Origin of the sequence: Leisingera sp. XS_AS12, from assembly GCF_041224635.1 — a bacterium.
Taxonomy (GTDB): domain Bacteria; phylum Pseudomonadota; class Alphaproteobacteria; order Rhodobacterales; family Rhodobacteraceae; genus Leisingera.
Map to the genome: position 1 here is coordinate 40128 of NZ_JBGFGM010000070.1, position 20663 is coordinate 60790.

At 64.3% G+C, this 20663-nt stretch carries 21 protein-coding genes; 9 read left to right on the forward strand and 12 right to left on the reverse strand.

Translation table 11 applies throughout. The annotated features are described in order from the left end of the window. Window positions 1-32: 32 nt before the first annotated feature. Complete coding sequence (gene eno, locus AB9K35_RS05180) at window positions 33-1307, forward strand: phosphopyruvate hydratase (RefSeq protein ID WP_222453424.1); 1275 nt, start codon at window positions 33-35, stop codon at window positions 1305-1307. 441 nt (window positions 1308-1748) lie between these two features. On the opposite strand, the gene AB9K35_RS05185 is transcribed toward eno, so the two are convergent. The 4 genes from AB9K35_RS05185 to mazG form a co-directional block, all read right to left on the reverse strand. Continuing rightward, the gene (locus AB9K35_RS05185) at window positions 1749-2024 is read right to left on the reverse strand and encodes a hypothetical protein (RefSeq protein WP_222453423.1); all 276 of its coding nucleotides are present in this window, start codon (window positions 2022-2024) and stop codon (window positions 1749-1751) included. Between the two features lie 161 nt (window positions 2025-2185). Then, window positions 2186-2635 carry a GNAT family N-acetyltransferase gene (locus tag AB9K35_RS05190; protein ID WP_222453422.1) on the reverse strand — a complete coding sequence of 150 codons (450 nt, stop codon included), beginning with the start codon at window positions 2633-2635 and terminating at the stop codon, window positions 2186-2188. Further along, the gene (locus AB9K35_RS05195) at window positions 2632-3573 is read right to left on the reverse strand and encodes a nucleoside hydrolase (protein WP_369924793.1); all 942 of its coding nucleotides are present in this window, start codon (window positions 3571-3573) and stop codon (window positions 2632-2634) included. The genes AB9K35_RS05190 and AB9K35_RS05195 overlap by 4 nt, the downstream gene beginning before the upstream one ends. 156 nt (window positions 3574-3729) lie before the next feature. After that, entirely contained in the window at window positions 3730-4551 is an 822-nt protein-coding gene (gene mazG, locus AB9K35_RS05200) for a nucleoside triphosphate pyrophosphohydrolase (protein ID WP_369924795.1), read from the reverse strand. Window positions 4552-4614: 63 nt separating this feature from the next. Between mazG and AB9K35_RS05205 the strand changes: the two genes are divergently transcribed. From AB9K35_RS05205 to AB9K35_RS05225, 5 genes are all read left to right on the forward strand, one after another. Continuing rightward, window positions 4615-5778, forward strand: coding sequence for a M20 aminoacylase family protein (locus AB9K35_RS05205; protein WP_369924796.1), 1164 nt, complete (start codon window positions 4615-4617; stop codon window positions 5776-5778). A 100-nt stretch (window positions 5779-5878) separates the two neighbouring features. Beyond that, complete coding sequence (speB, locus tag AB9K35_RS05210) at window positions 5879-6847, forward strand: agmatinase (protein ID WP_369924797.1); 969 nt, start codon at window positions 5879-5881, stop codon at window positions 6845-6847. Further along, window positions 6840-7787 carry an agmatinase gene (speB, locus tag AB9K35_RS05215; RefSeq protein WP_222453417.1) on the forward strand — a complete coding sequence of 316 codons (948 nt, stop codon included), beginning with the start codon at window positions 6840-6842 and terminating at the stop codon, window positions 7785-7787. Before speB (AB9K35_RS05210) ends, speB (AB9K35_RS05215) begins: the two co-directional genes overlap by 8 nt. Before the next feature lie 73 nt (window positions 7788-7860). Then, window positions 7861-8283, forward strand: coding sequence for a DUF1499 domain-containing protein (locus tag AB9K35_RS05220; RefSeq protein WP_222453416.1), 423 nt, complete (start codon window positions 7861-7863; stop codon window positions 8281-8283). A gap of 327 nt (window positions 8284-8610) precedes the next feature. Next, window positions 8611-9015: a hypothetical protein gene (locus AB9K35_RS05225; protein ID WP_369924798.1), complete on the forward strand. Its 405-nt coding sequence runs from the start codon at window positions 8611-8613 to the stop codon at window positions 9013-9015. A gap of 61 nt (window positions 9016-9076) precedes the next feature. Here the strand turns inward: AB9K35_RS05225 and AB9K35_RS05230 are convergent, their stop codons facing one another. Further along, a complete protein-coding gene (locus AB9K35_RS05230; RefSeq protein WP_369924799.1) occupies window positions 9077-9412 on the reverse strand; it encodes a hypothetical protein in 336 nt (111 codons plus the stop codon). 59 nt (window positions 9413-9471) lie between these two features. Here AB9K35_RS05230 and prfA point away from each other — a divergent pair, with 59 nt between their 5' ends. The 3 genes from prfA (at window position 9472) to AB9K35_RS05245 (ending at window position 12329) form a co-directional block, all read left to right on the forward strand. Beyond that, complete coding sequence (prfA, locus tag AB9K35_RS05235; RefSeq protein WP_369924800.1) at window positions 9472-10527, forward strand: peptide chain release factor 1; 1056 nt, start codon at window positions 9472-9474, stop codon at window positions 10525-10527. Between the two features lie 2 nt (window positions 10528-10529). Next, window positions 10530-11381, forward strand: coding sequence for a peptide chain release factor N(5)-glutamine methyltransferase (gene prmC, locus AB9K35_RS05240; RefSeq protein ID WP_369924801.1), 852 nt, complete (start codon window positions 10530-10532; stop codon window positions 11379-11381). Window positions 11382-11594: 213 nt separating this feature from the next. Then, window positions 11595-12329 carry a DUF4167 domain-containing protein gene (locus tag AB9K35_RS05245; protein ID WP_222453411.1) on the forward strand — a complete coding sequence of 245 codons (735 nt, stop codon included), beginning with the start codon at window positions 11595-11597 and terminating at the stop codon, window positions 12327-12329. A 206-nt stretch (window positions 12330-12535) separates the two neighbouring features. On the opposite strand, the gene AB9K35_RS05250 is transcribed toward AB9K35_RS05245, so the two are convergent. The 7 genes from AB9K35_RS05250 to lptF form a co-directional block, all read right to left on the reverse strand. Further along, window positions 12536-13090 carry a GNAT family N-acetyltransferase gene (locus AB9K35_RS05250; protein WP_369924802.1) on the reverse strand — a complete coding sequence of 185 codons (555 nt, stop codon included), beginning with the start codon at window positions 13088-13090 and terminating at the stop codon, window positions 12536-12538. 15 nt (window positions 13091-13105) lie between these two features. Beyond that, entirely contained in the window at window positions 13106-13957 is an 852-nt protein-coding gene (rsmA, locus tag AB9K35_RS05255; protein ID WP_369924803.1) for a 16S rRNA (adenine(1518)-N(6)/adenine(1519)-N(6))-dimethyltransferase RsmA, read from the reverse strand. 83 nt (window positions 13958-14040) lie between these two features. Further along, window positions 14041-15012 (reverse strand): 4-hydroxythreonine-4-phosphate dehydrogenase PdxA, encoded by a 972-nt coding sequence (gene pdxA, locus AB9K35_RS05260; protein ID WP_369924804.1) that lies wholly within the window; start codon window positions 15010-15012, stop codon window positions 14041-14043. After that, window positions 15009-16268, reverse strand: a complete 1260-nt coding sequence (locus AB9K35_RS05265; RefSeq protein WP_369924805.1) for a peptidylprolyl isomerase — start codon at window positions 16266-16268, stop codon at window positions 15009-15011. Before AB9K35_RS05265 ends, pdxA begins: the two co-directional genes overlap by 4 nt. Next, window positions 16253-18433 (reverse strand): LPS-assembly protein LptD, encoded by a 2181-nt coding sequence (locus tag AB9K35_RS05270; protein WP_369924806.1) that lies wholly within the window; start codon window positions 18431-18433, stop codon window positions 16253-16255. Before AB9K35_RS05270 ends, AB9K35_RS05265 begins: the two co-directional genes overlap by 16 nt. Further along, window positions 18417-19520 (reverse strand): LPS export ABC transporter permease LptG, encoded by a 1104-nt coding sequence (lptG, locus tag AB9K35_RS05275; protein WP_222453405.1) that lies wholly within the window; start codon window positions 19518-19520, stop codon window positions 18417-18419. The genes AB9K35_RS05270 and lptG overlap by 17 nt, the downstream gene beginning before the upstream one ends. Next, on the reverse strand, window positions 19517-20644 hold the full coding sequence (lptF, locus tag AB9K35_RS05280; RefSeq protein ID WP_369924807.1) for an LPS export ABC transporter permease LptF: 1128 nt from the start codon (window positions 20642-20644) through the stop codon (window positions 19517-19519). Before lptF ends, lptG begins: the two co-directional genes overlap by 4 nt. Window positions 20645-20663: the final 19 nt, after the last annotated feature.

Genomic DNA, 20663 nt, shown 5'->3' on the forward strand with positions numbered 1-20663 from the left:
GCGCCGCTTTTGGCCCAATCAAGGATGGACAGATGAGCACCATTATCGACATTCACGCCCGCGAAATCCTCGACAGCCGGGGCAACCCGACGGTGGAGGTCGACGTCGTGCTGGAAGACGGCACCATGGGCCGCGCCGCGGTGCCCTCGGGTGCATCGACCGGCGCCTATGAGGCGGTGGAAAAGCGCGACGGCGACACGTCCCGCTACATGGGCAAAGGCGTGCTGGAAGCGGTGGCCGCTGTGAACGGCGAGATCGCCGAGGAGCTGGTGGGCTTTGACGCGACCGAGCAGGTCGCGGTGGACCAGGCGATGATCGAGCTGGACGGCACCGACAACAAGGGCCGCCTTGGCGCCAACGCCATTCTGGGCGTCTCCATGGCGGTGGCGAAAGCGGCGGCAGATTTCACCTCGCAGCCGCTGTACCGCTACATCGGCGGCACCTCGGCCCGTGTTCTGCCGGTGCCGATGATGAACATCATCAATGGCGGCGAGCATGCCGACAACCCGATCGACATCCAGGAATTCATGATCATGCCGGTGGCCGCGGAAAACATTCGCGACGCGGTGCGCATGGGCTCCGAAGTGTTCCACACCCTGAAGAAAGAGCTGTCGGCGGCGGGTCTGAGCACCGGCATCGGCGACGAGGGCGGCTTTGCGCCCAACATCGGTTCTTCCCGCGAGGCGCTGGACTTCATCCTGAAGTCGATCGAGAAGGCGGGCTACAAGCCGGGCGAGGAAATCTACCTGGCGCTCGACTGCGCGGCGACCGAATACTACAAGGACGGCAAGTACGTTCTGGCGGGCGAGGGCAAGACCCTGACCTCGGAAGAAAACGCCGACTACCTGGCGGCGCTGGTCAACGACTATCCGATCATCTCCATCGAAGACGGCATGTCCGAAGATGACTGGGATGGCTGGAAGCTGCTGACCGACAAGATCGGCGGCAAGGTGCAGCTGGTGGGCGACGACCTGTTCGTGACCAACCCGGCCCGCCTGGCAGATGGTATCGAGCGTGGCGTCGCTAACTCGATGCTGGTGAAGGTGAACCAGATCGGCACCCTGACCGAGACCCTGAAGGCGGTCGATATGGCGCATCGCGCGCGCTACACCAACGTGATGTCGCACCGCTCGGGCGAGACCGAGGACGCCACCATTGCCGATCTGGCAGTCGCAACCAACTGCGGCCAGATCAAGACCGGCTCGCTGGCCCGCTCGGACCGGTTGGCGAAATACAACCAGCTGATCCGCATCGAGGAAATGCTGGGCGAAGTTGCGGAATACGCAGGTCGTTCCATCCTGAAGTAAGTGCAGGACCCAAGGACGTCGGCGGGCTCGCTCCCGCCGTGACCCCGTCAGGAAACTGGCGGGGTTTTTCGCGAGCGCGCGGCTGCTGCCCCAAAAAACCTGTCCTTCTGTGGCCGTGGTCACAGAAGGTTGCGGTGGTTTTATGGTAAATTTTCGGTGTGCAGCGCTTTTGACGTTGCCGGAAAGGGGAACAGGCCATGACCATGCGAACGCTTCGCACAGTCGCAATCTGTGCATGTCTTTCAGCACTTTTGGGATGCAGTTACACCGGGAGTTATCCGTTCAGCGGCGCTCCGGTTTCGGATACTGATCCGGTACATCGGATGAATATCGTTTCGGTAACGGCCTTGCCACAGGGGCTGTAAGTACCGCGAGGCCGAAGACGCGGTGGCGCTGACGCCCTGAACGGGCCGGGGTAGGGCGTCAGCGGGGGCGATCAGATCAGCACGGTGCGGTGTAGTAGGTGCCGTCACCGCGGGAATAGGCGCACTGCTTGGTCTGGTTGTTCTGCGCAACCATGGTGCCGGCAGCGGCGCCACCAAGTGCTGCGATCAGCTTCCAGTCGTCGTCAGCCTTCAGCGCGTCGGCGGCAATCAGGCCAGCGGCGGCACCACCGGCGACACCGGCCACGGTGCGCTGTTCCGGCGTCATGTTGGTGCAGGCGCCCAGGCCCAGGGTAGCAGTGCTTGCAAGAACGGCGATCCAGCGGAAGGTCATGTAAAGTCTCCATTTGCATAGGTTCATGCAGCCCGCTGTCGGGCCGCAGATGACAGTAGAACTCTTGCTGTGAGAGAATTGTTCCGCAAAAAGTGAACGGCTGGCGGGAATAGGCGGAAAACCGCTGTGCCCCCTGTTTCGCCGTGGCCAGGGGCGCGCCCTCAGAGGTCTTTGGTCATCAGGATGTAGTTGGCGCGCGGCTGGAACCGGGTGCGCAGGTAGAGCCGCTGGGCGGTTTCATTGGTGCGGTCCACTTCCAGATGCAGGGCCCTCAGACCGGCGGATGCCAGTGATTTCGGCAGTTCGGTCAGAACCTCGGTTGCGATGCCGCGTCCGCGTACGGCGGGGCGGATGTAGAGCTCGTCGACGAACCCGTCCATGCCGCCGAATTCGACCGACCAGCCAAAGGTAATGATGATGTAGCCGATCGGTGCCCGGGTGGGGCCGATTAGGTAGACCGCACCGTAGGGGTGCCCCTCCAGCAGCGGCGCGATTCCGGCGCGGCGATGCTCATCGCTGCTGTCCAGGCCGGTTTCGGCGTGAAAGGCGGCGACCAGAGACAACACCTGTTCGAGGTGCTCGGGCTTGGCGAGATGCAGGGCGGCGCTCATAGCCGCGCCAGCCGTAGTGTCAGCAGCTCGAAGAAGCCGTCTGCATCGGCGTCGCCGATGAACAGCGCGTTGGGCGTCCGGTCCGTCACCCGCCACCAATCGGCGACGGTCATGCCCAGAGTGAGATCAGAGCGGGTCTCAACCTCGACATTGACGTGGCGGCCGGAAAACAGCTCGGGCCGCAGCAGCCAGGCGATGACGCAGGGGTCATGCAGCGGGCCGCCTTCGGAGCCGTATTTTGCCACGTCGAAACGTTCGAAGAAGTCCAGCATCTCGGCCGTGAAGCGACCAACCCGACTGTCCAGTGCGCGGATCGCCTCGATGCGCGGGCGGGTGGCCAGCACCTTGTGCGTCACGTCCAATGGCATCACGGTGATGGGCGCGCCGGATTTGAACACGGTTTCAGCTGCTTCCGGGTCGACGTAGATGTTGAATTCGGCCGCGGGGGTGATGTTGCCGACCTCGAAATAGGCACCGCCCATCATCACCACTTCCTGCACGCGGCTGATGATGTCAGGGGCGGTGTTGAAGGCGGCGGCGATGTTGGTCAGCGGCCCCAGGGTGCAAAGCGTCACGGTGCCCGGGTCGTGGCTGCGCAGCGCATCGATGATGGCGTCGACCGCGGAGCCTTCCGCCAGTGGCATTTGCGGCTCCCACAGTTCCGGGCCGTCGAGGCCTGTTTTCCCATGCACGTGTTCTGCCGTTACCAGCGGACGGTGCAGCGGCGCAGGGCAGCCGGCGTAGACGGGCACATCGGTGCGTCCCGCGGCCTCTAGCACGATGCGGGCATTGGTCTGGGTGCGGTGCAGCGGGACATTTCCGGCCACGCAGGTGATGGCCAGCAGGTCCAGCTCCTCGGGGCTGGCCAGCGCCAACAGGATGGCGACGGCGTCGTCCTGTCCCGGGTCGGTGTCGATGATGATCTTTCTGCGGCTCATGGTCCTCTCCGCTGTTGATTGGGCATCCATCGGTGCGGCCGCGGTGGCGGATTGATCCACCTTGGCTGGCTGGGGCGGGGGCTTGGTGTTCCTGCCAGCGGCGGTGCGGGGTTGCGATTCCGGATTTTGAGTATTTGAAGAAAGATGAAAGCCGGGTCAGGCTTCGCCGCGCTCGTCCGCCTTGACCGCCTCCCACAGCGCGTCCATTTCGGCAAGGTCGCTGTCCTCGGGGCGTTTGCCGCGGGCGGCGAGCCGGGCCTCGACGCCCTCGAAGCGGCGGGTGAACTTGGCGTTGGCGGCGCGCAGGGCGGCTTCGGGCTCCACTCCCAGATGGCGGCCGAGGTTGGCCATCACGAAGAGAAGGTCGCCGAATTCCTCTTCGACCTCGGCCTGGGAGAGGCTGTCGCGGGCCTCGACCAGCTCGGCGCATTCCTCGTGGATCTTGGCGATGACGTTGTCGGCCGAGGGCCAGTCAAAGCCGACCCGCGCGGCGCGTTTCTGCAGCTTGTAGGCGCGCAAGAGGGCGGGCAGGCCGATGGCAACCCCGTCCAGCGTGCCGGTCTCGGATTTCTCGGCGCGCTCGGCCGCCTTGATTGCCTCCCAGTCCCGGGTCTGCTGTTCGGCGGATTTCTCACGGCTTTCGTCGCCGAAGACATGCGGGTGACGGCTGACCATCTTGTTGGCCATGGTGGTGACCACGTCCTGAAAGGTGAAATGTCCCGCCTCGGCGGCCATCTGGGCGTGAAAGACCGACTGGAACAGAAGGTCGCCCAGCTCGCCTTTCAGCTCATCCCAGGCTTCGCGTTCGATGGCGTCGGCAACTTCGTAAGCCTCTTCAATGGTGTAGGGAGCGATGGAGGCGAAGTCCTGCTCGATATCCCAGGGGCAGCCGGTCTTGGGGTCGCGCAGGCGCGCCATGATTTCCAGCAGGCGTTCGATGCCGGCGGTCTCATTGTGGATAAGGTCAGTTTCGGGCATTGCGGCTCAGCTTGGTTCAGTGTCAGATGCATCATCCCGAGTCTGGAACAGGAGTCCACCCCCATGCCGGTCGTCAACCGAATTGCCGATTATGCCGATGAAATGAAGACCTGGCGGCGGCATCTGCACCAGATCCCGGAACTGGCGCTGGACCTGCCCAAGACCGCGGCCTTTGTGGCCGAGCGGCTGCGCGAGATCGGCGTGGACGAGCTGCACGAGGGCATTGCCACCAGCGGCATGGTGGCGATCATCAACGGGCAGGGTGAGGGGCCGACCATCGGCCTGCGCGCGGATATGGATGCGCTGCCGATCCCGGAAGAAACCGGTGCCGATTATGCCTCTGCCCATGCGGGCAACATGCATGCCTGCGGCCATGACGGCCATACCACCATGCTGCTGGGGGCGGCGAAATACCTGGCGGAGACGCGCAGCTTCCGCGGCCGCGTGGCGCTGATCTTCCAGCCTGCCGAGGAAGCCATTGGCGGGGCCCGCATCATGGTCGAGGAAGGCATCATGGAGCGCTTCGACATCGGCGAGGTCTATGCGCTGCACAATGCGCCGGGTCTGCCGGTCGGCCAGTTCCTGACCACGCCGGGCGCGCTGATGGCGGCGGTGGACACCTTTCACATCCATATCCAGGGCAAGGGCGGTCACGGCGCCATGCCGCATGAGACCCGCGACCCGGTGATGGCCGCCTGCGGCATCGCCCAGGCGATCCAGACCATCGTCAGCCGCAACCACCACACGCTGGAGGACCTGGTGGTCTCGGTCACCCAGATCCACACCGGCACCGTCGACAACGTGATCCCCGACACCGCCTACATCAACGGCACCGTGCGCACCTTCAATCCGCAGGTGCAGAAGATGGTGATGCAGCGGATGCAGCAAATCGTGGCGGGGCAGGCCGCCAGCTATGGCGTCGAAGCGGAGCTCAAGTATGAGGTCGGCTACCCGGCGACCATCAACGATGCGGAAAAGGCCGGGTTCGCCGTGGAGGTCGCGCGTGAAATTTCGGGTGCCGACAATGTCGAACCTGACGGCGGCCGCGAGATGGGGGCAGAGGATTTCTCCTATATGCTGCAGGCCCGCCCCGGTGCCTATCTGTTCCTGGGCCAGGGCGAGAGCGCCGGGCTGCATCACCCCAAGTATGACTTCAACGATGAGATCGCGCCGATCGGTGCCTCCTTCTTTGCCCGGCTGGTGGAGCGCGCGCAGCCCCTGAGCTGAACAGCAGCCGCCGCGGAGAGGTGACAAGCGCGCCGGAAGCCGGTATTTGATCAAATTACTGGCGGCCATCCGGCCGCGTTCACAGCAGAGAGGTGACGACATGGCGCTGGAAGATGCCAAAACGCAGGTTGACCAGGCTTTTACGCGGGATGACCTGAAAGGGCTGACGTTCGAGAATACCTTTGGCGGGGCGCTATCCTTCCTGCGTCGCCGGTATACCAAGGACCTGACCCATGCCGATATCGCGGTGACGGGTGTGCCATTTGATCAAGCCGTCACCAACCGCCCCGGCACCCGGCTGGGACCGCGGGCGATCCGCGAGGCCAGTGCGCTGCAAAGCCCGGATGCGCCCTATGGCTGGGGCTATGATCCGCTGAGCGAGCTGGCAATCGTCGACTATGGCGACCTGGCGTTCGACTATGCCAATGTGCCGGCCCTGCCTGAGACGCTGACCCAGCACATCCGCGGCATCCTGGAGACCGATACCGCATCCGTCACGCTGGGTGGCGACCACTACATCAGCTTTCCGATCCTGAAGGCCTATGCCGAGAAATACGGGCCGATCTCGCTGGTGCAGTTCGATGCCCATACCGACACCTGGGCGGATGACGATTTCTCCCGCGTGGATCACGGCACCATGTTCTACAAGGCGGTGAAATCGGGCATCGTGGATCCGGCGACCTCGGTGCAGGTGGGCATCCGTACCACCAACGAGGACACGCTGGGTGTGAACATCATCGACGCCCCCACCGTGCATGAGATCGGCCCGGATGAGACCGCGCGGCGGATCAGGGAGATCGTCGGTGAGCGCCCCGCTTACCTGAGCTTTGACATCGACGGGCTGGACCCAGCCTATGCGCCCGGCACCGGCACGCCGGTCTGGGGCGGGCTGACCTCGGCCCAGGCGGCGCGCATCCTGCGTGGCATTGCGGGCATCAATCTCAAGGGGGGCGACGTGGTCGAGGTCTCTCCCCCCTTTGACACCACGGGTGCAACTGCTATTGCCGGGGCACATGTGGCGATGGAGATCATCTGCCTTCTGGGCTGGAACATGAGGGACAATGACTGAGTTCAATCAACCGATCAGCGGAAATGACCTGGCGCGGTTTTCGGGCCCGAACACCTTCATGCGGCTGCCGCAGGCAACCTCGCTGGAAGGTCTGGACGTGGCGGTTCTTGGGGTGCCGATGGATATCGGCACCTCCTGGCGGTCGGGGACACGCTTTGGCCCCAAGCAGATCCGCGCCGAAAGCGCGATGCTGCGCCCCTACAACATGGCGACTGGTGCGGCGCCCTTTGACAGCCTGAACGTGGCCGATATCGGCGATCTGGCGATCAACACCTTCTCGCTGCCGGATTCGCTGCGCATCATCCAGGAAAGCTATGAGGCCATTCTCTCGGGTGGGGTGATCCCGATGGCGATGGGCGGCGATCATTCGATCACCCTGCCGATCCTGCGCGCCATTGCCGACAAATACGGCCCGGTGGCGCTGGTGCATGTCGATGCCCATGCGGATGTGAACGACGAGATGTTCGGCGAGCGCGAAACCCACGGTACCGTGTTCCGCCGCGCCTACGAGGAAGGGCTGATCGTTCCCGACAAGACCTATCAGATTGGCATCCGTGGCACCGGCTATGCGGCCACCGATTTCTCCGAGGCGCAGGGCTGGGGCTTTCAGCATTTCCCGGCGCAGGAGTTGTGGGGGCGCTCGCTGCACCAGATGGGTGCGGAAATTCGTCGCGATATCGGCAATAGGCCGGTCTATGTCTCTTATGATATCGATAGCCTTGATCCGGCCTATGCGCCGGGCACCGGCACGCCTGAAATCGGCGGGCTGACCACGCCGCAGGCGCTGGAGCTGATCCGTGCGCTGCGTGGGATCAATATCGTCGGCTGTGACCTGGTCGAGGTCTCGCCGCCCTATGATCCCTCGGGCAATACGGCACTGGTTGGCGCCAACCTGCTGTATGAGCTGTTGTGCGTGCTGCCGGGAGTGAAGACGAGGTAAGCGACCGGCGCTGGGCAGGACCTGCCGCCGCGGTGGGCGCGAGGAGGAGGCAGGGCTTGACCTTGATTGCGCAATGAAGCGACTGATGCTGCTGGTCTGGCTGGCCCTGGCTGCAGTTGTCGCTGTGCTGGGCTTTATCCGCTTGGCGCCGAGCGATCCCCTGGACTGGAACACCCAGCCGGAACTGTCCGAGGATAAGGAGTTTCAGGGTGGCGTCTTCCGCGTGGTGCGCACCGGCCCTGGAGGGCTGGAGCGTTTCCACCAGATCGCCAGCTCGGCGCCGCGCACCAGCGTTCTGGCGGGCGGGCCGCAGGATGGCATGGTGACCTATATCACCCGCACCCAGGTGCTGGGCTTCCCCGATTACACCACGGCTGCGCAGGATGGCGATTTGCTGAAGGTCTACGCGCGCCTGCGCTTTGGCCGCTCTGACCTGGGGGCCAACCGCGAGCGCATCAACCGATGGCTGGCCGAGATGGAGTGGGACGCGCCCTGATCTGCTCGGTGGTTCTCCCGCCGGTTCGCGGGTTTCTTGCAAAACCTCTCACCGTTGGGCGTGGCACCGCGCAATGGCGCGGTGCGGGCGCTTCCCCGCGACGAAAGCGGCTGTGTTTCGGTGCTGTGTCAGGGATCAGAGCTCCCCTTAGGACGTGGGCCCGCGTGAGATCGTCATTCCGCGTCAAGGGCAAGCCGCGCTGGGGGGCGGTGGTTGCGCCCCCTTGACCCGATGCTGCGCGACGCAATGACGGGGCTTTCCATCGCTGGGAGGTGACTGTAGGCTAGTCGCAAGAGCATTGTTTTAATTGGATAAAGAGGATTTCCCATGAGCAAGAAGTTTACCGGGCCGGGGTTGACGCTGGCCTGTTGCGCGCTGTTGGCGGCCTGCGGTGGTGCCCCCGCGAGCAATGAGCTGCGGTTCGACTATGACGGGAATGGCCGGTTCAGCGGTAGTTCCGGTGCTGACTGGACCGAGCAGGAAATCCGCTCCCACGCCGCGAACACCTTGTGCGGCAATCGTCCGGTTGCTGACTTCCGAGTCTCCGTCCTGCCAACCGCACCGGATTACAAGATATTTTCGGGCAGATGTGCCGCTGGGGGACCTGCCGCGGCCATCGCGGGCACAGGCCAGGACCACATCGTGGCTAAGCCGCCGACCACATCCGCGCCGACAACGGTGCCGAGGGCAAGCAGCGGCGTCTGGGACGGCTCCACCCCATTCGTGGACTAAAGTGACGGGGCGGGGATGCCGGGAGCAGCCAAGGCATCCCCGCTGAGCTTCTGCCCGCCCGCTACAGGCGGCGCGGGTCTGGCTGCGAAGAGGGCGCGAGCTGCGGCAGTTCCGGCGGCGAGGGCGATGCCGAGGGGGCTGTGGGCAGCGAGGCCGACAGGCAGCTGCTTTGCACCTCGCGCCACATCGGCACGTTCAGCGACATCTGGCACTGCGCCATGAACATGCGCCCGTCCACCTGCAGGCAGCGCATCTCGCCCAGTTCGACGCGGGCACCGGATTTATCGGTGCAGTAGCAGTCGATGGTTTTGCCACCCGGTCCGGTCACATCCGCCAGCGCGGCTGTGGAAGGCAGGCCCATGAAGATTGTGCTAATAAGGACTCTGGCATGTCGCATGGCTCTAGCATATCACATGGGGGTCAACTGCCAAAACATGAACAAGAATAGGCGCGTCCATGATCCCCGAGGAACGGCTGGAACAAATCCTGCAACGGTTTCAGTATCTTGAAGCTGCCATGGCGGATGGCACCGGGGGCGGCGACATTGCGGCCCTCGCCAAGGAGTATTCTGACCTGCGCCCGGTGGCCGAGCAGGTGAGCGCCTACCGCAAGCTGCTGAGCGATCTGGCGGAGGCCGAAGCGATGCTGGGGGATCCGGACATGAAGGATCTGGCCGAGGAAGAGATCCCGGCGCTGAAGGCCGCGATCCCCGAGGCTGAGCGCGCGTTGCAGCTGGCGCTGCTGCCCAAGGATGCGGCCGATGCGCGCCCGGCCATGCTGGAGATCCGCCCCGGCACCGGCGGCGACGAGGCGGCGCTGTTTGCCGGGGACCTTCTGCGCATGTACCAGCGTTACGCCGAGGCGCGCGGCTGGAAGTTCGACATCATCGAAGAGCAGGCGACCGAACTGGGCGGCATCAAGGAAGTCGTGGCGCATATCAAGGGCGAGAATGTCTTTGCCCGGCTGAAGTATGAATCCGGCGTCCATCGGGTGCAGCGGGTGCCCGCGACCGAAAGCGGTGGGCGCATTCACACCTCGGCCGCCACCGTGGCGGTGCTGCCGGAAGCCGAGGACGTGGACATTCAAATCGATCCGAATGATCTGCGGATCGACACCATGCGGTCCTCCGGTGCGGGTGGGCAGCATGTGAACACCACCGACTCCGCCGTGCGGATTACCCATCTTCCTACCGGTATCGTGGTGACGAGCTCGGAAAAATCACAGCACCGCAACCGCGAGATCGCGATGCAGGTGCTGAAGGCGCGGCTCTATGATGCCGAGCGGCAGCGGATCGACAGCGAGCGCTCGGCGGACCGCGCCAGCCAGGTCGGCTCGGGCGACCGTTCTGAGCGTATCCGTACCTACAATTTTCCGCAGGGCCGCATGACCGATCACCGCATCAACCTGACGCTTTACAAGCTGGAGCAGGTGATGGGCGGTGATCTGGACGAAGTGATCGACGCGCTGACCGCGGACAACCAGGCGCGGCTTCTGGCCGAGATGGGGCAGTGACCATGGCGGAAACCGCAGCACAGGCGATGGCGGCGGCAACGGCACGGTTGCGAGGGGCGGGGGTACCCGACCCGGCGCGGGACGCGCGGCTGTTGCTTGCGCATGCGGCGCGGATCGAGGCCAGCCGGGTCACGCTGATCGCGCCGGAAGAGCTGGAGAGCGAAGTTGCAGAACGCTATGAACAGCTGATTTCGTTGCGGGCGATCCGCGTGCCGGTGTCGCACCTCTTGGGGGAACGGGAGTTCTACGGGCGTCGCTTCAAGGTGTCGCGGGACGTTCTCGACCCGCGCCCGGAAACCGAGATCCTGATCGAGGCCGCCCTGGCGCAGCCCTTTACACGGGTTCTGGACCTTGGATTGGGGTCGGGGTGCATCCTTGTAACTCTGCTGGCTGAACGGCCGGAGGCAACGGGGCTGGGGGTCGACATCAGTGAGGCCGCCTGTTTGCAGGCCAGCGCCAACGCTATCCTGCACCGGGTGGAGGCGCGTGTGGACATTCGCCAATCGGATTGGTTTTCCGACGTTGAGGGGCGCTTTGACCTGGTCGTGTCCAACCCACCCTATATCGCGCTGGAAGAAATGGAGGGGCTGTCGCGGGAGGTGCGGGAGCATGAGCCTGACATCGCGCTGACCGATGGTGGCGACGGGTTGGGTGCATATCGGATGATTGCGGCGGGTATCGCGGCGCATCTGGAGCCCGGTGGGCGGCTTCTGCTGGAAATTGGCCCGACGCAGGGCGCTGCCGTCAGCGCTTTGCTCGAAGAGGCGGGGATGAGCGGTATCACCGTTCTGCCGGACCTTGATGGCCGGGACCGGGTTGTCTGCGCGCATTTGCCGCCTTTCAGCGAAAAATAGCGCGATAAATAGGGTTTTCGTCAGAAAAAACGCCGAAAACCCCATTGTGCCCCTTGTCTGAGGCTCCAAAAACGGGTTACTCAAAGAAAGCCGCTCGAGGAGAATGCCTTATAGGCGTTCCCGCGGCTACAAGCCCAAAATAGCTGATGATCCGGCGCTGAGGCGCGCATGTTTGGGTCTGCGGCGCATCAATTCAAGGCTGACGTTAGGCAGATGAGATCTTCCAAATCACGTTCACGTTCCAAGTCGAACCGTAACCGCCCGAACGGCGCCAATGTCGTGAACCGCGTGTTCGACAGCTCCGGCCCCGAGGGTAAGGTGCGCGGAACCCCGCAGCAGATCATCGATAAATACAACCAGTTGGCCCGTGACGCCCAGCTGAGCAATGACCGTGTTGCGACCGAGAATTTCCAGCAGCACGCCGAACATTACCTGCGCATGCTCAACGAGGCGCAGCGTGAGATCGAGGCGCGCCGCGAGGAGCAGGAACGTCAGAACCGCGAACGCCAGGCTGAGCGTGACCGCGAGCGCGCCGAACGGCTGGAGCGCCAGGAGCGCGAGGCCGCGGCAGCAGCTGCCGCCCCGGCGGATCCGGCTTCGGCACCCCAGCCCGAGGTGATCGACCCGCGCGGTGACAACGGCAACGGCGAAGGCAGCGGTCTGGTGGAAACGCCGGAAAACCACGGCCAGGAGGATGCCGCGGCCGAGGCGCAACCCAAGAAGCCAGCGCAGCGCAAGCCGCGCACCCGCAAACCTGCCGCCAAGGCCGACGCGAAATCCGACGCCAAGGGCGAAGCGCAGCCCGACGCGCAGCCGCAGGCGGGCTCCGACGAGGGCGGCGCGGCCGCTGCCGACAGCAGCGCAGAGGCCAAGCCGGCCAAGAAGCCGCGCACCCGGGCGAAACCCAAGCCCAAGCCCGAGGACGGTCCGGCGGAAGCGGCAGAGTAAACCCATTGCCACGAGCCTGGGCGCTCCATGACATCAGGGCTGTACGCTCGATAAAAAGACCCCCGCAGCCCAAGGCTTGCGGGGGTCTTATTTATCTGGCTCCGGCCCGGGCAGCGTGATGGCGCGCGACGGGCGCAGGTCTTAACTGTGAGGGAAAGGCTTGACCGGTGGTGAGCCTTGAGTGGGTCGTCTGGCCTGAACTCCGCTTACCACAGGGCGGGGTCGTCGAACGGCTGGAGGCACGTGCAGGGCCCCTGCAGCGGCGCAAAGGAGGCGGCATCCGTTGAGGTGTCGGCCGTTGTCATTGCCTGCCAACCGGCGGGCTGGCTGAGCGGGTGCGGCGGCGGCAACTCTTGTGCCGTCACCTGACGAAAGCCGAACCGGCCGTAGTATGCGGGATCGCCGTAGGTGACCGCAATTTCTGTACCGTCCAGCCGCAACTGTTCCAGACCAAATCGGATCAGGGCCGAGCCAACGCCCTTGCCTTGCCAGTCTGGATGCACGGCAACCGGTGACAGCAGGGCCACGCGGCGTGTGTCCTGCGGGTAATGCAGCGGTGAGAACAGGATACAGCCCGTCAGAGCCTGGTCCTGCTGGGCTGTGAAGACCTGTACATGGGCCTCTGCAGGCGCGGCCAGCAAAGCAGTCACCAAACCTGCCACCAGAGTGCCTTCCTCTGCAGTGGCAGCGTCGGTAAAGGCCGTTTGGAACAGCTGGGAGATCGGCTTTGCCTCCGGAGAGGCTGGGGCGGAGAGCTGCATGCCTGCCATCCGGGATCAGCGTTGCGCCGCGGCTGCCACGTGGCGTGCCAGCGCGCAGAAGGCTTCGAGGCTGACTTGCTCTGCCCGTTCGGTCGGGGGGATGCCCGCCGCATGCAGCAGGTCTTCGATCTCGGGAGAAATGCCCTTGAGCGAGGCGCGCAGCATCTTGCGACGCTGGTTGAAGGCGGCGGCGACAACGCGGTTCAGCACCGCCGCATCGGCTTCGAAGCGTGGCGCGGGCAGGGCATCCAGATGGACCACGGCGCTGGAGACCTTGGGCGGTGGGGTGAAGGCACCGGGAGGCAGCGACAACACGATCCGCGCATCGGCACGCCATTGCGACAGGATTGCGAGGCGGCCATACGCCTTTGAGCCGGGCTGGGCGACGATGCGCTCGGCCACTTCGCGCTGGAACATCAATGTCAGGCTTTGCCAGAAAGGGGGCCAGTCCTTTGGCGTCAGCCAGCGCACCAGCAGTTCGGTGCCGACATTGTAGGGCAGGTTGGCGGCGATGCGGATCGGCGGCGTCAGATGCGCCAGCGGGTCGATCTCCAACGCGTCACCATTGATGACGTCAAACCGGCCCGGATAGGCGTCGGCAATTTCCTGCAGCGCGGGCAGGCAGCGGGCGTCCTTTTCTACTGCGAGCACCCGCCGGGCGCCTTCGGCCAGCAGCCCACGGGTGAGGCCCCCCGGCCCGGGGCCGATCTCCAGCACGTCACAACCCGACAGATCCCCCGCCTGCCGGGCGATCTTGGCGGTGAGGTTGAGATCCAGGAGAAAATTCTGGCCCAGCGACTTGCGTGCCGACAGCTGATGCTTCGCGATCACTTCGCGCAGGGGGGGCAGGGAGTCGATTGCGCTCATGTGGCTGAGGTACCTTGGGGCAGGGCGCAGGGCGCGCGGGAAGGGGATGTTGCGGCTGGGGATATGTCCCGGCAGGCAAAGAATCAAGAGCTGGCAGCCATGGCCTGCGCCAGCTTCAATGCTTCGATCAGGCTGGTCGGGTTGGCCTGGCCGCTGCCCGCAATGTCAAACGCGGTGCCGTGGTCGGGCGAGGTCCGGATGAAGGGCAGCCCCAGCGTGACGTTGACGCCGCGATCGAAATCCAGCGTCTTGATCGGGATCAGCGCCTGGTCATGATACATGCAGACCGCGGCGTCATAACGCGTGCGGGCGGCGGCGTGAAACAGCGTATCGGCGGGATGCGGGCCGGTAACGGCCAGCCCTTCGGACTGCATCTGTCGGACCAGGTCATTGATCCAGTCCAGTTCTTCATGGCCCATGGCCCCGCCTTCGCCCGCGTGGGGGTTCAGGCCGGCCACCGCGATCCGTGGGGCTGCGATGCCGAATTGCCGTTGCAGGCCGAGCGCGGTGATCTCGATGGTTTCGCGCAGGAGAGCAGGGGACAGAACGGATGGTACATCGGCGAGGGCAATGTGGATGGTGGCAGGCACCACGCGCAGCTGCGCGCTGGCCAGCATCATCACCACGCGCTCGCATCCCGCCAGTGCTGCCAGAAACTCCGTGTGACCGGGATAGGCAAAACCGGCGCCGTCGATCAACGCCTTCTTGTGGATGGGGGCCGTGCACAGGGCCGCGGCCTCGCCTGCCTGCACCAGCTGGACCCCGGTCTCGATCGCGCGGATCACACCTGCCGCGTTTGCGGGGTCGGCCTGACCTTTGTCCGCGCTGCCCTGAAAGGGCAGCCGCAGCACCGGCATTGCATCCGTGCAGGCGGACAGGGCCTCCATCGGCGCGGTGATCTCACGGATGGGGGTGCCCGGAGGCAGGTGACGGGGATCGCCGATCCAAAAGAACGGGCAGCTGTCGCGCAAGGTCGCCCACGCCTTGGCGGCGATTTCCGGGCCGATCCCTGCGGGTTCGCCGCAGCTGAGTGCAATCGGCCCGGTGCGGGTCATTTGATCTCGATACGCGCGTTCGCACGCAGCTGTTGCAGGTAGCTGTCAGACAGCGAGGTCATCCGCTGCACTGTCAGCGCATTCGCCACCGCCTCACGGGTGGCGCCTTCGCCCAGATCCGCAGTGCGGCCGCAGAGCATCAGCACCATCAGGGTTTCGCCGTTGTTGCGGCTCAGCGCGGTCGAGGTTTCACCATTGTCGAGCTTGGCCAGCTCCAAAGCGATGTCATTTGGGATCTCGGCGGGCGGCAGGCTGTGGATTTCCAGCACGGAGGGATCCTGGTCCTTCGCCAGCCCGTAGAAATCATCGCAGGTGTCAACGCTTTGGGCGACTTTGCGCGCCTTGGCCAGGTTTTCGGGCGTGCGCGGGCCGGGCAGGTAGTAGGTTGCGTATTCGATGGCAGTGTAGCGGGGGGCTGCCCCTTCGACTTCGCGCACGCCGCGCATCTGGAACAACGCGATTGCGCCTTGCAGCGGCATCGGTTCGGAAATTTCACCCGGCTTCAGGGCCAGTACCACTTCCTGCAATTGCGGCGGCAGTTTGGTCAGCGTGACCCATGGCAACCGGCCGCCCTCGTCGCGGCTGGCGGCGGCAGAATACTGCGCGGCGGCGGCCGAGAAGGCGTCATACCCTTTGAGGCGGGAGACGTGCTCCACCAGTTCTTCGACCTGGGCGGCGTTCTGTTCTGTCAGCGGCACGATGAATTCCGACAACAGCACCTGCACGGTGCCGCTGCCGGCCTGCCCCATGGCGCGGTCAATCTCTGCGGCTGTGGGGCGGGCGCGGGACAGGAAGCGGGCTCGGGTGTATTCGCGCCAGCCAAGGCCCACGGTGGTGAAATCACGCAGCGTCTGCGGGTCGACACCGTTCTGGCGCAGCACCGTCAGAAAGTCGTTCAGGGACAGGTTGGCGCGCCCCGCCAGTTCTTCCATGCCCTTGGTGATTTCTTCCTCGTTGGGCAGGATCCCGGCCTGCTTCAGGACTTCGAGTTTCAGCCGGTCGTTGATCAGCTCCTTGCGGGCGGTCTCCACCGGATCGCCGGGAACCCGCAAGGCGGCCTGGAAGCGGGCGCGCTGTTCCAGCTCGTAGCGGGTGATGACCGCATCGTTGACCGTGATCGCCGGGGCAAACAGGTTCTGCGCGGCGGCGGGCAGGCCGGTCCAGGCCAGCCCGGCAGCCAGCGTCAGCGCGGCTGCGGTGTTGAAAGCGCGGGAAAGGATGGATGCCGGGAACCGGGATTTCACGTCTTGCTGCATGACCGCCTGTACTGTTTGCTGCCGCTGTTCACGGAAAAACCGTTCAGCGAGATGGTAAAGCCGAAATCCGTTGTCGGCTCAACACTTGTTGTCGAGGTATAGCGGCGGTTGACCGAAACGTCGACCGTCACGCATTCGTTGCTGTAGGCCACCCCAAGCCCTGCGCGGGTGGCGCGGGCATCGGATACATCATATCGCAAGCGGGCGCTGGCCGACCAGTTGGGGTTGAGGTCATAGCGACCATCGAGCCAGAGTTCCGAGGTTTCTTCGTCGCGTTCTTCGTCCGGGTCGGTGCCCAGCCAGAGATAGGTGCCCGACAGGCTGGAGCGATGGGTGGTCCAGTCGCCGCGCAACTCAGCCTTGGAGAAATTGAACGACCCGTTCAACAGCCCGCGTGTCGACAGCGCCAGGCCTTTGCCGAACTTGATCTGCCCGGCCAGCAGCAGGTCCGAGGACGTGCCCCCAAGACCCGAGCTTTTGGTAAAGCGCGGGTCAGCTTCGCTGCGCAGAACATGACCGGCGGTGGCATAGGCCTGCCAGCCGCTGGGGGCATAGCGCGCCCAATTGGCCCCGTACACCAGCGTCAGCCCGTCTTCACGCGCATCCGCCTCCGCAAAGCGGGACAGAGACAGCAGGTTGCCTTGATCGAATTCGACGAAACGGCTCTCTTCACTGGCGACCTCACCGCTGCCTTCATTGCGCCAGCCAATCTGCAGGATGGGCTCCAGATACTGGGTGGCGCCAGAGGCCTCCTGGCGGGTCATCGGCAGGCGGAATGTTACCGCGCTGCGCGGCGTGAACCGGGTCAGTCTTTCGGTATAAAAGCCGTCGTCAAAGGAGCGGAAGGCGTCGGCGGCCCCGCCAATTTCCCACTCGGCCAGGATGCCGTAGCCAAGGCGCCAGATGCGGCGCCACTCGATGTCGGCGGTCAGCCGGGTCAGGTCGCGACCATAACTGAATTCCTCTGTTCCTTCACGGCTGGAGCTGCGGTGGTGGCCGTGCCCCTGCAACGTCAGCCGCAGCTCGCCGCCTGTTAGGGCCGGGTGGTGGCGGGTCTGGTAATAGACCTCGGCGATGCCGGAGGGAATTTCGCTTTGAATTTCGCTGTCCCGCAGCGTCTTGTAGTGCGTCAGCGATGCGCGCAGAAGACGATCGCGGCGGGCCCGCTCCAGAACGATGTCAGACCGCAAGCGGTCGAGATCTGGGAGGCCGTAGTCAGCAAGATAGGCATCGTCGGAAACGGTCTTGAAGTCGAAGCTGAGCTGATAGTCGTGCGGCAGCTGAAAGCGCCCCTCGAGGAAGGCATATCCACGGCCTTCGCCACGGTAGAGATCGTCGCGGGTATAGGCGCCGTTGAACTCGATCCGCCCGGTGCGGAAGGCCTGGCGGTAGCGCAGGTCCAGCGTTCGGGTGCTGGAGGAGATATAGGGCGCCAACGTCAGGTCACGGTGCGGGCCCAGCGTGAAGAAATACGGCAGCTTGATGCCGGTTCCGAGGTTGGAGGTGGAGCGCAGCGACGGGATCAGGAAACCGGTGGCCCGATCCAGTGACGGGTCAGGCAGGCGCAGGGCCGGGAAATAGAAAACCGGCACATCGAGGATCCGAAACTGGGCGCTTTCGAAATACAGCTGTCGTTCGAGTTGGTCGTGGGTGACACGTTCGGCGCGGATCTGCCACAACGGAGGGCGCCCGTCATCGCAGACATCACAGGAGGTCGCGGCGGTCTTGTACAGTTGCGTGTAGCGCCCGCCGACACGCGACATCTGCAGCGAAGCCAGCTGAAGTTGCTGCTGAAACACCATGCGCGCGCCGGTCAACAAACCGTTGCGCAGATCGCGGTCCAGTTCCGCGGCGCTGGCCAGAATGGTGATCGTATCGCCCTGGTCGATGCGGATCGGGCCCTCGATATCGAGGGTGCCGGTGGTTTGGTCGAAGGTTATCTTTGCGGCGCGGAGCCGGGTGTCGCCCTGGAAGGCTTCGACGTTGCCTTCGGCGACCAGCGTGCGGTCCGGCGTAATGAACAACTGGTCGGCAACCAGCATTGCAGGCGCGGACAGCTCCTGCTGTGACACTGCCTGCGCCTGTACTGGCGCGTCAGCGAGCGCCAGCCAGGGCAACACGGCGGAAAGCAGCAGCCTGCGGCGCAAATTACCCGTCTTCGGCATGAAGGAGCAGTCCCAAAGTCAAAAGTATCGCGGCAACGGGGGGCGCCCAGGCCGCAAGGGCCACCGGGATCTGCCCGTTCTCGCCAAGGATTTGCGCGAAATTGCGGATGAAATAAAGCCCGAATCCCAGCAGGACGGCCATCAACACGGCAAGTCCGGTTCCGCCGAAGCGGGCATGGCGCATGGTAAAGGCAGCACCGACCAGCACCATCGCGATCAGGAACAGCGGTCGGGCGAGCTGGGCCTGGTAGAGCACCTCGTATCGTTTGGTGCTGAAGCCAGCCTGCGAGAGTTCGCGGATGGTGGCGGGCAGATCATAGATTGAGATGCCACTGGAGGTGCCCAGCGTGTCGCGGATGCGATCGGTCGTCAGCGTCGTCGGCAGGCGCAGTTCGGCGTGCCGTACGGCGCCACCTTCCGGGTTCAGACCGGCCACCAGCGGCCAGGATTTGACATCCTTCAAGATCCAGACACCATCTTCCAGCCGTGCCGAATCCGCGGTGATCCGGCGGACTGGGCCGCTGTCCTGCGCATAACTGTGGATCGACACATCGTGCAAAGTGATCTCGGCAGCGTCGCCGCTGTAGCCCTTGGCGTGGATCACCGATTGGCCCTGGCTGCCGCCCTGACGCAGCCACAATCCCTCGCCGCTCAGCGACAGCGCCGAGGGGCCGCCATTGCGGTAGGTCTCCGCCAGGTCCTGGTAGCGATTGGTGGTGGCCGCCACGATCGGGTTCAACGTGCTGACCGCCAGCCCGCCAATCACCGCGGCCACGAGAACCGGCGCGGCCAGGGCCCGGATGCCGGAGCGGCCGATTGCCCGGGTCACCACCAGTTCGCTGCTGCGGGCAAGGCCGACAAACAGCACGATGGTGCTGAGGATCATGATCAGTGGCAAAAACTCACTGAGCGCCGCAGGCAGGTTCAACAGGGTAAGGCCGATCAGCTGAGCCATGCTCAGATCGGCCGAATCGAAACGTCGAATTTGCTCGTTTAGATCGATCAGCAGCACCAGCGTCATCAGCACGGCGACAATCACCATGAACCATTGAACAAAGCGGCGCGCATAGTAGAAATCGAGCGTCATGCGGCGGCCTCCGGCGTCGCGGCGAGGATCCTTTTGGGCCGACCCGCGAGGATCAGGAACACCAGCGCGAGCGCCAGACCCAACGCGGTCGGCGCATAGATCAGCGGCCACAAGTCGGGGTTCTTCACAACCGGTTCCGACACCACGCCGCGCAGCCCCTCGATGAAGATCAGGATGACAAACGCCAGCATCGCCTGACGCCAGACGCCAAACCGCGAGAACGTGCCGAGCATCAGCGTGGCGAAACCAATCAGGGTAACCGCGATACAGACCAATGCGCGGGCGAACCGCAGGTGTAGTTCCTCAGCCTGGGCGCCGGGGCTGTGGCCGTCCTTTTTCTGTACCTCCGCGCGGTTGCGCAGCAGTTCCAGGCTGGGGATGGCGCGGATATTGCGTGCGGAACTCTCAGCTTTGTTTGCCAAGGCACTGATATCGTATGAAAAATCAGAAAAGAACGTGGTTGACAGCTGCTGGTTTCGGTGCGTCAGACGCTGCGCCATGCCTTCGACCATGATGAGGTGGGCACTGTCCTCGTCCCGGACCAGGAAGGCACGCGCGCCGGTGTAGGTGACGGTAACCTCGGGGTCACGCCGGTCCGACAGGAACACGTCATTCAAGGTGCCGTCAGGATCGATCTGGCGGATATAGAAGGTCACCCCGTTGGCCGGGTGCAGGAAATCCCCTTCGCTCAGCAGTTTTGCGGTGATGTTGCGGGAGACTTCGCTTTCGCGCCGCTCGAGCTGATTGATCGAGGTCGGCAACAGGTAGTGGGTCAGCGCCGACATCATGAGCGCCGTGATGATGCCAAACACCAGAGCCGGTCGCGCCATCTGCCAGGGGCTGGTGCCCGTTGCCCGCAGAACGGTCAGCTCGCTCTCGCTGTTCAAGCGGTTGGTGACCCAGACCGAAGCGCCAAAGGCGGCGATCGGCAGCACCATTCGGATCAGGTTGGGCAGGGTCAATGCGGTGAATTCAAGAAACACCAGCGCCGACTGGCCATTCCCGATGAGCCGGTCAAACAGCACAACCGCACGATTGACCCAGAACACCGCAACCAGAATCAGCGCGAAGAAGCCGAAGAACAGCAGGTACTGAGACAGTACATATCTGTCATATCTTGACACCCGATCCCCCCAGATCCTG

Coding starts and splice junctions, on each gene's coding strand:
- eno (WP_222453424.1), top strand. CDS start 33: ATGAGCACCATTATCGACATTCACGCCCGCGAAATCCTCGACAGCCGG.
- AB9K35_RS05185 (WP_222453423.1), bottom strand. CDS start 2,024: ATGACCTTCCGCTGGATCGCCGTTCTTGCAAGCACTGCTACCCTGGGC.
- AB9K35_RS05190 (WP_222453422.1), bottom strand. CDS start 2,635: ATGAGCGCCGCCCTGCATCTCGCCAAGCCCGAGCACCTCGAACAGGTG.
- AB9K35_RS05195 (WP_369924793.1), bottom strand. CDS start 3,573: ATGAGCCGCAGAAAGATCATCATCGACACCGACCCGGGACAGGACGAC.
- mazG (WP_369924795.1), bottom strand. CDS start 4,551: ATGCCCGAAACTGACCTTATCCACAATGAGACCGCCGGCATCGAACGC.
- AB9K35_RS05205 (WP_369924796.1), top strand. CDS start 4,615: ATGCCGGTCGTCAACCGAATTGCCGATTATGCCGATGAAATGAAGACC.
- speB (WP_369924797.1), top strand. CDS start 5,879: ATGGCGCTGGAAGATGCCAAAACGCAGGTTGACCAGGCTTTTACGCGG.
- speB (WP_222453417.1), top strand. CDS start 6,840: ATGACTGAGTTCAATCAACCGATCAGCGGAAATGACCTGGCGCGGTTT.
- AB9K35_RS05220 (WP_222453416.1), top strand. CDS start 7,861: ATGAAGCGACTGATGCTGCTGGTCTGGCTGGCCCTGGCTGCAGTTGTC.
- AB9K35_RS05225 (WP_369924798.1), top strand. CDS start 8,611: ATGAGCAAGAAGTTTACCGGGCCGGGGTTGACGCTGGCCTGTTGCGCG.
- AB9K35_RS05230 (WP_369924799.1), bottom strand. CDS start 9,412: ATGCGACATGCCAGAGTCCTTATTAGCACAATCTTCATGGGCCTGCCT.
- prfA (WP_369924800.1), top strand. CDS start 9,472: ATGATCCCCGAGGAACGGCTGGAACAAATCCTGCAACGGTTTCAGTAT.
- prmC (WP_369924801.1), top strand. CDS start 10,530: ATGGCGGAAACCGCAGCACAGGCGATGGCGGCGGCAACGGCACGGTTG.
- AB9K35_RS05245 (WP_222453411.1), top strand. CDS start 11,595: ATGAGATCTTCCAAATCACGTTCACGTTCCAAGTCGAACCGTAACCGC.
- AB9K35_RS05250 (WP_369924802.1), bottom strand. CDS start 13,090: ATGCAGCTCTCCGCCCCAGCCTCTCCGGAGGCAAAGCCGATCTCCCAG.
- rsmA (WP_369924803.1), bottom strand. CDS start 13,957: ATGAGCGCAATCGACTCCCTGCCCCCCCTGCGCGAAGTGATCGCGAAG.
- pdxA (WP_369924804.1), bottom strand. CDS start 15,012: ATGACCCGCACCGGGCCGATTGCACTCAGCTGCGGCGAACCCGCAGGG.
- AB9K35_RS05265 (WP_369924805.1), bottom strand. CDS start 16,268: ATGCAGCAAGACGTGAAATCCCGGTTCCCGGCATCCATCCTTTCCCGC.
- AB9K35_RS05270 (WP_369924806.1), bottom strand. CDS start 18,433: ATGCCGAAGACGGGTAATTTGCGCCGCAGGCTGCTGCTTTCCGCCGTG.
- lptG (WP_222453405.1), bottom strand. CDS start 19,520: ATGACGCTCGATTTCTACTATGCGCGCCGCTTTGTTCAATGGTTCATG.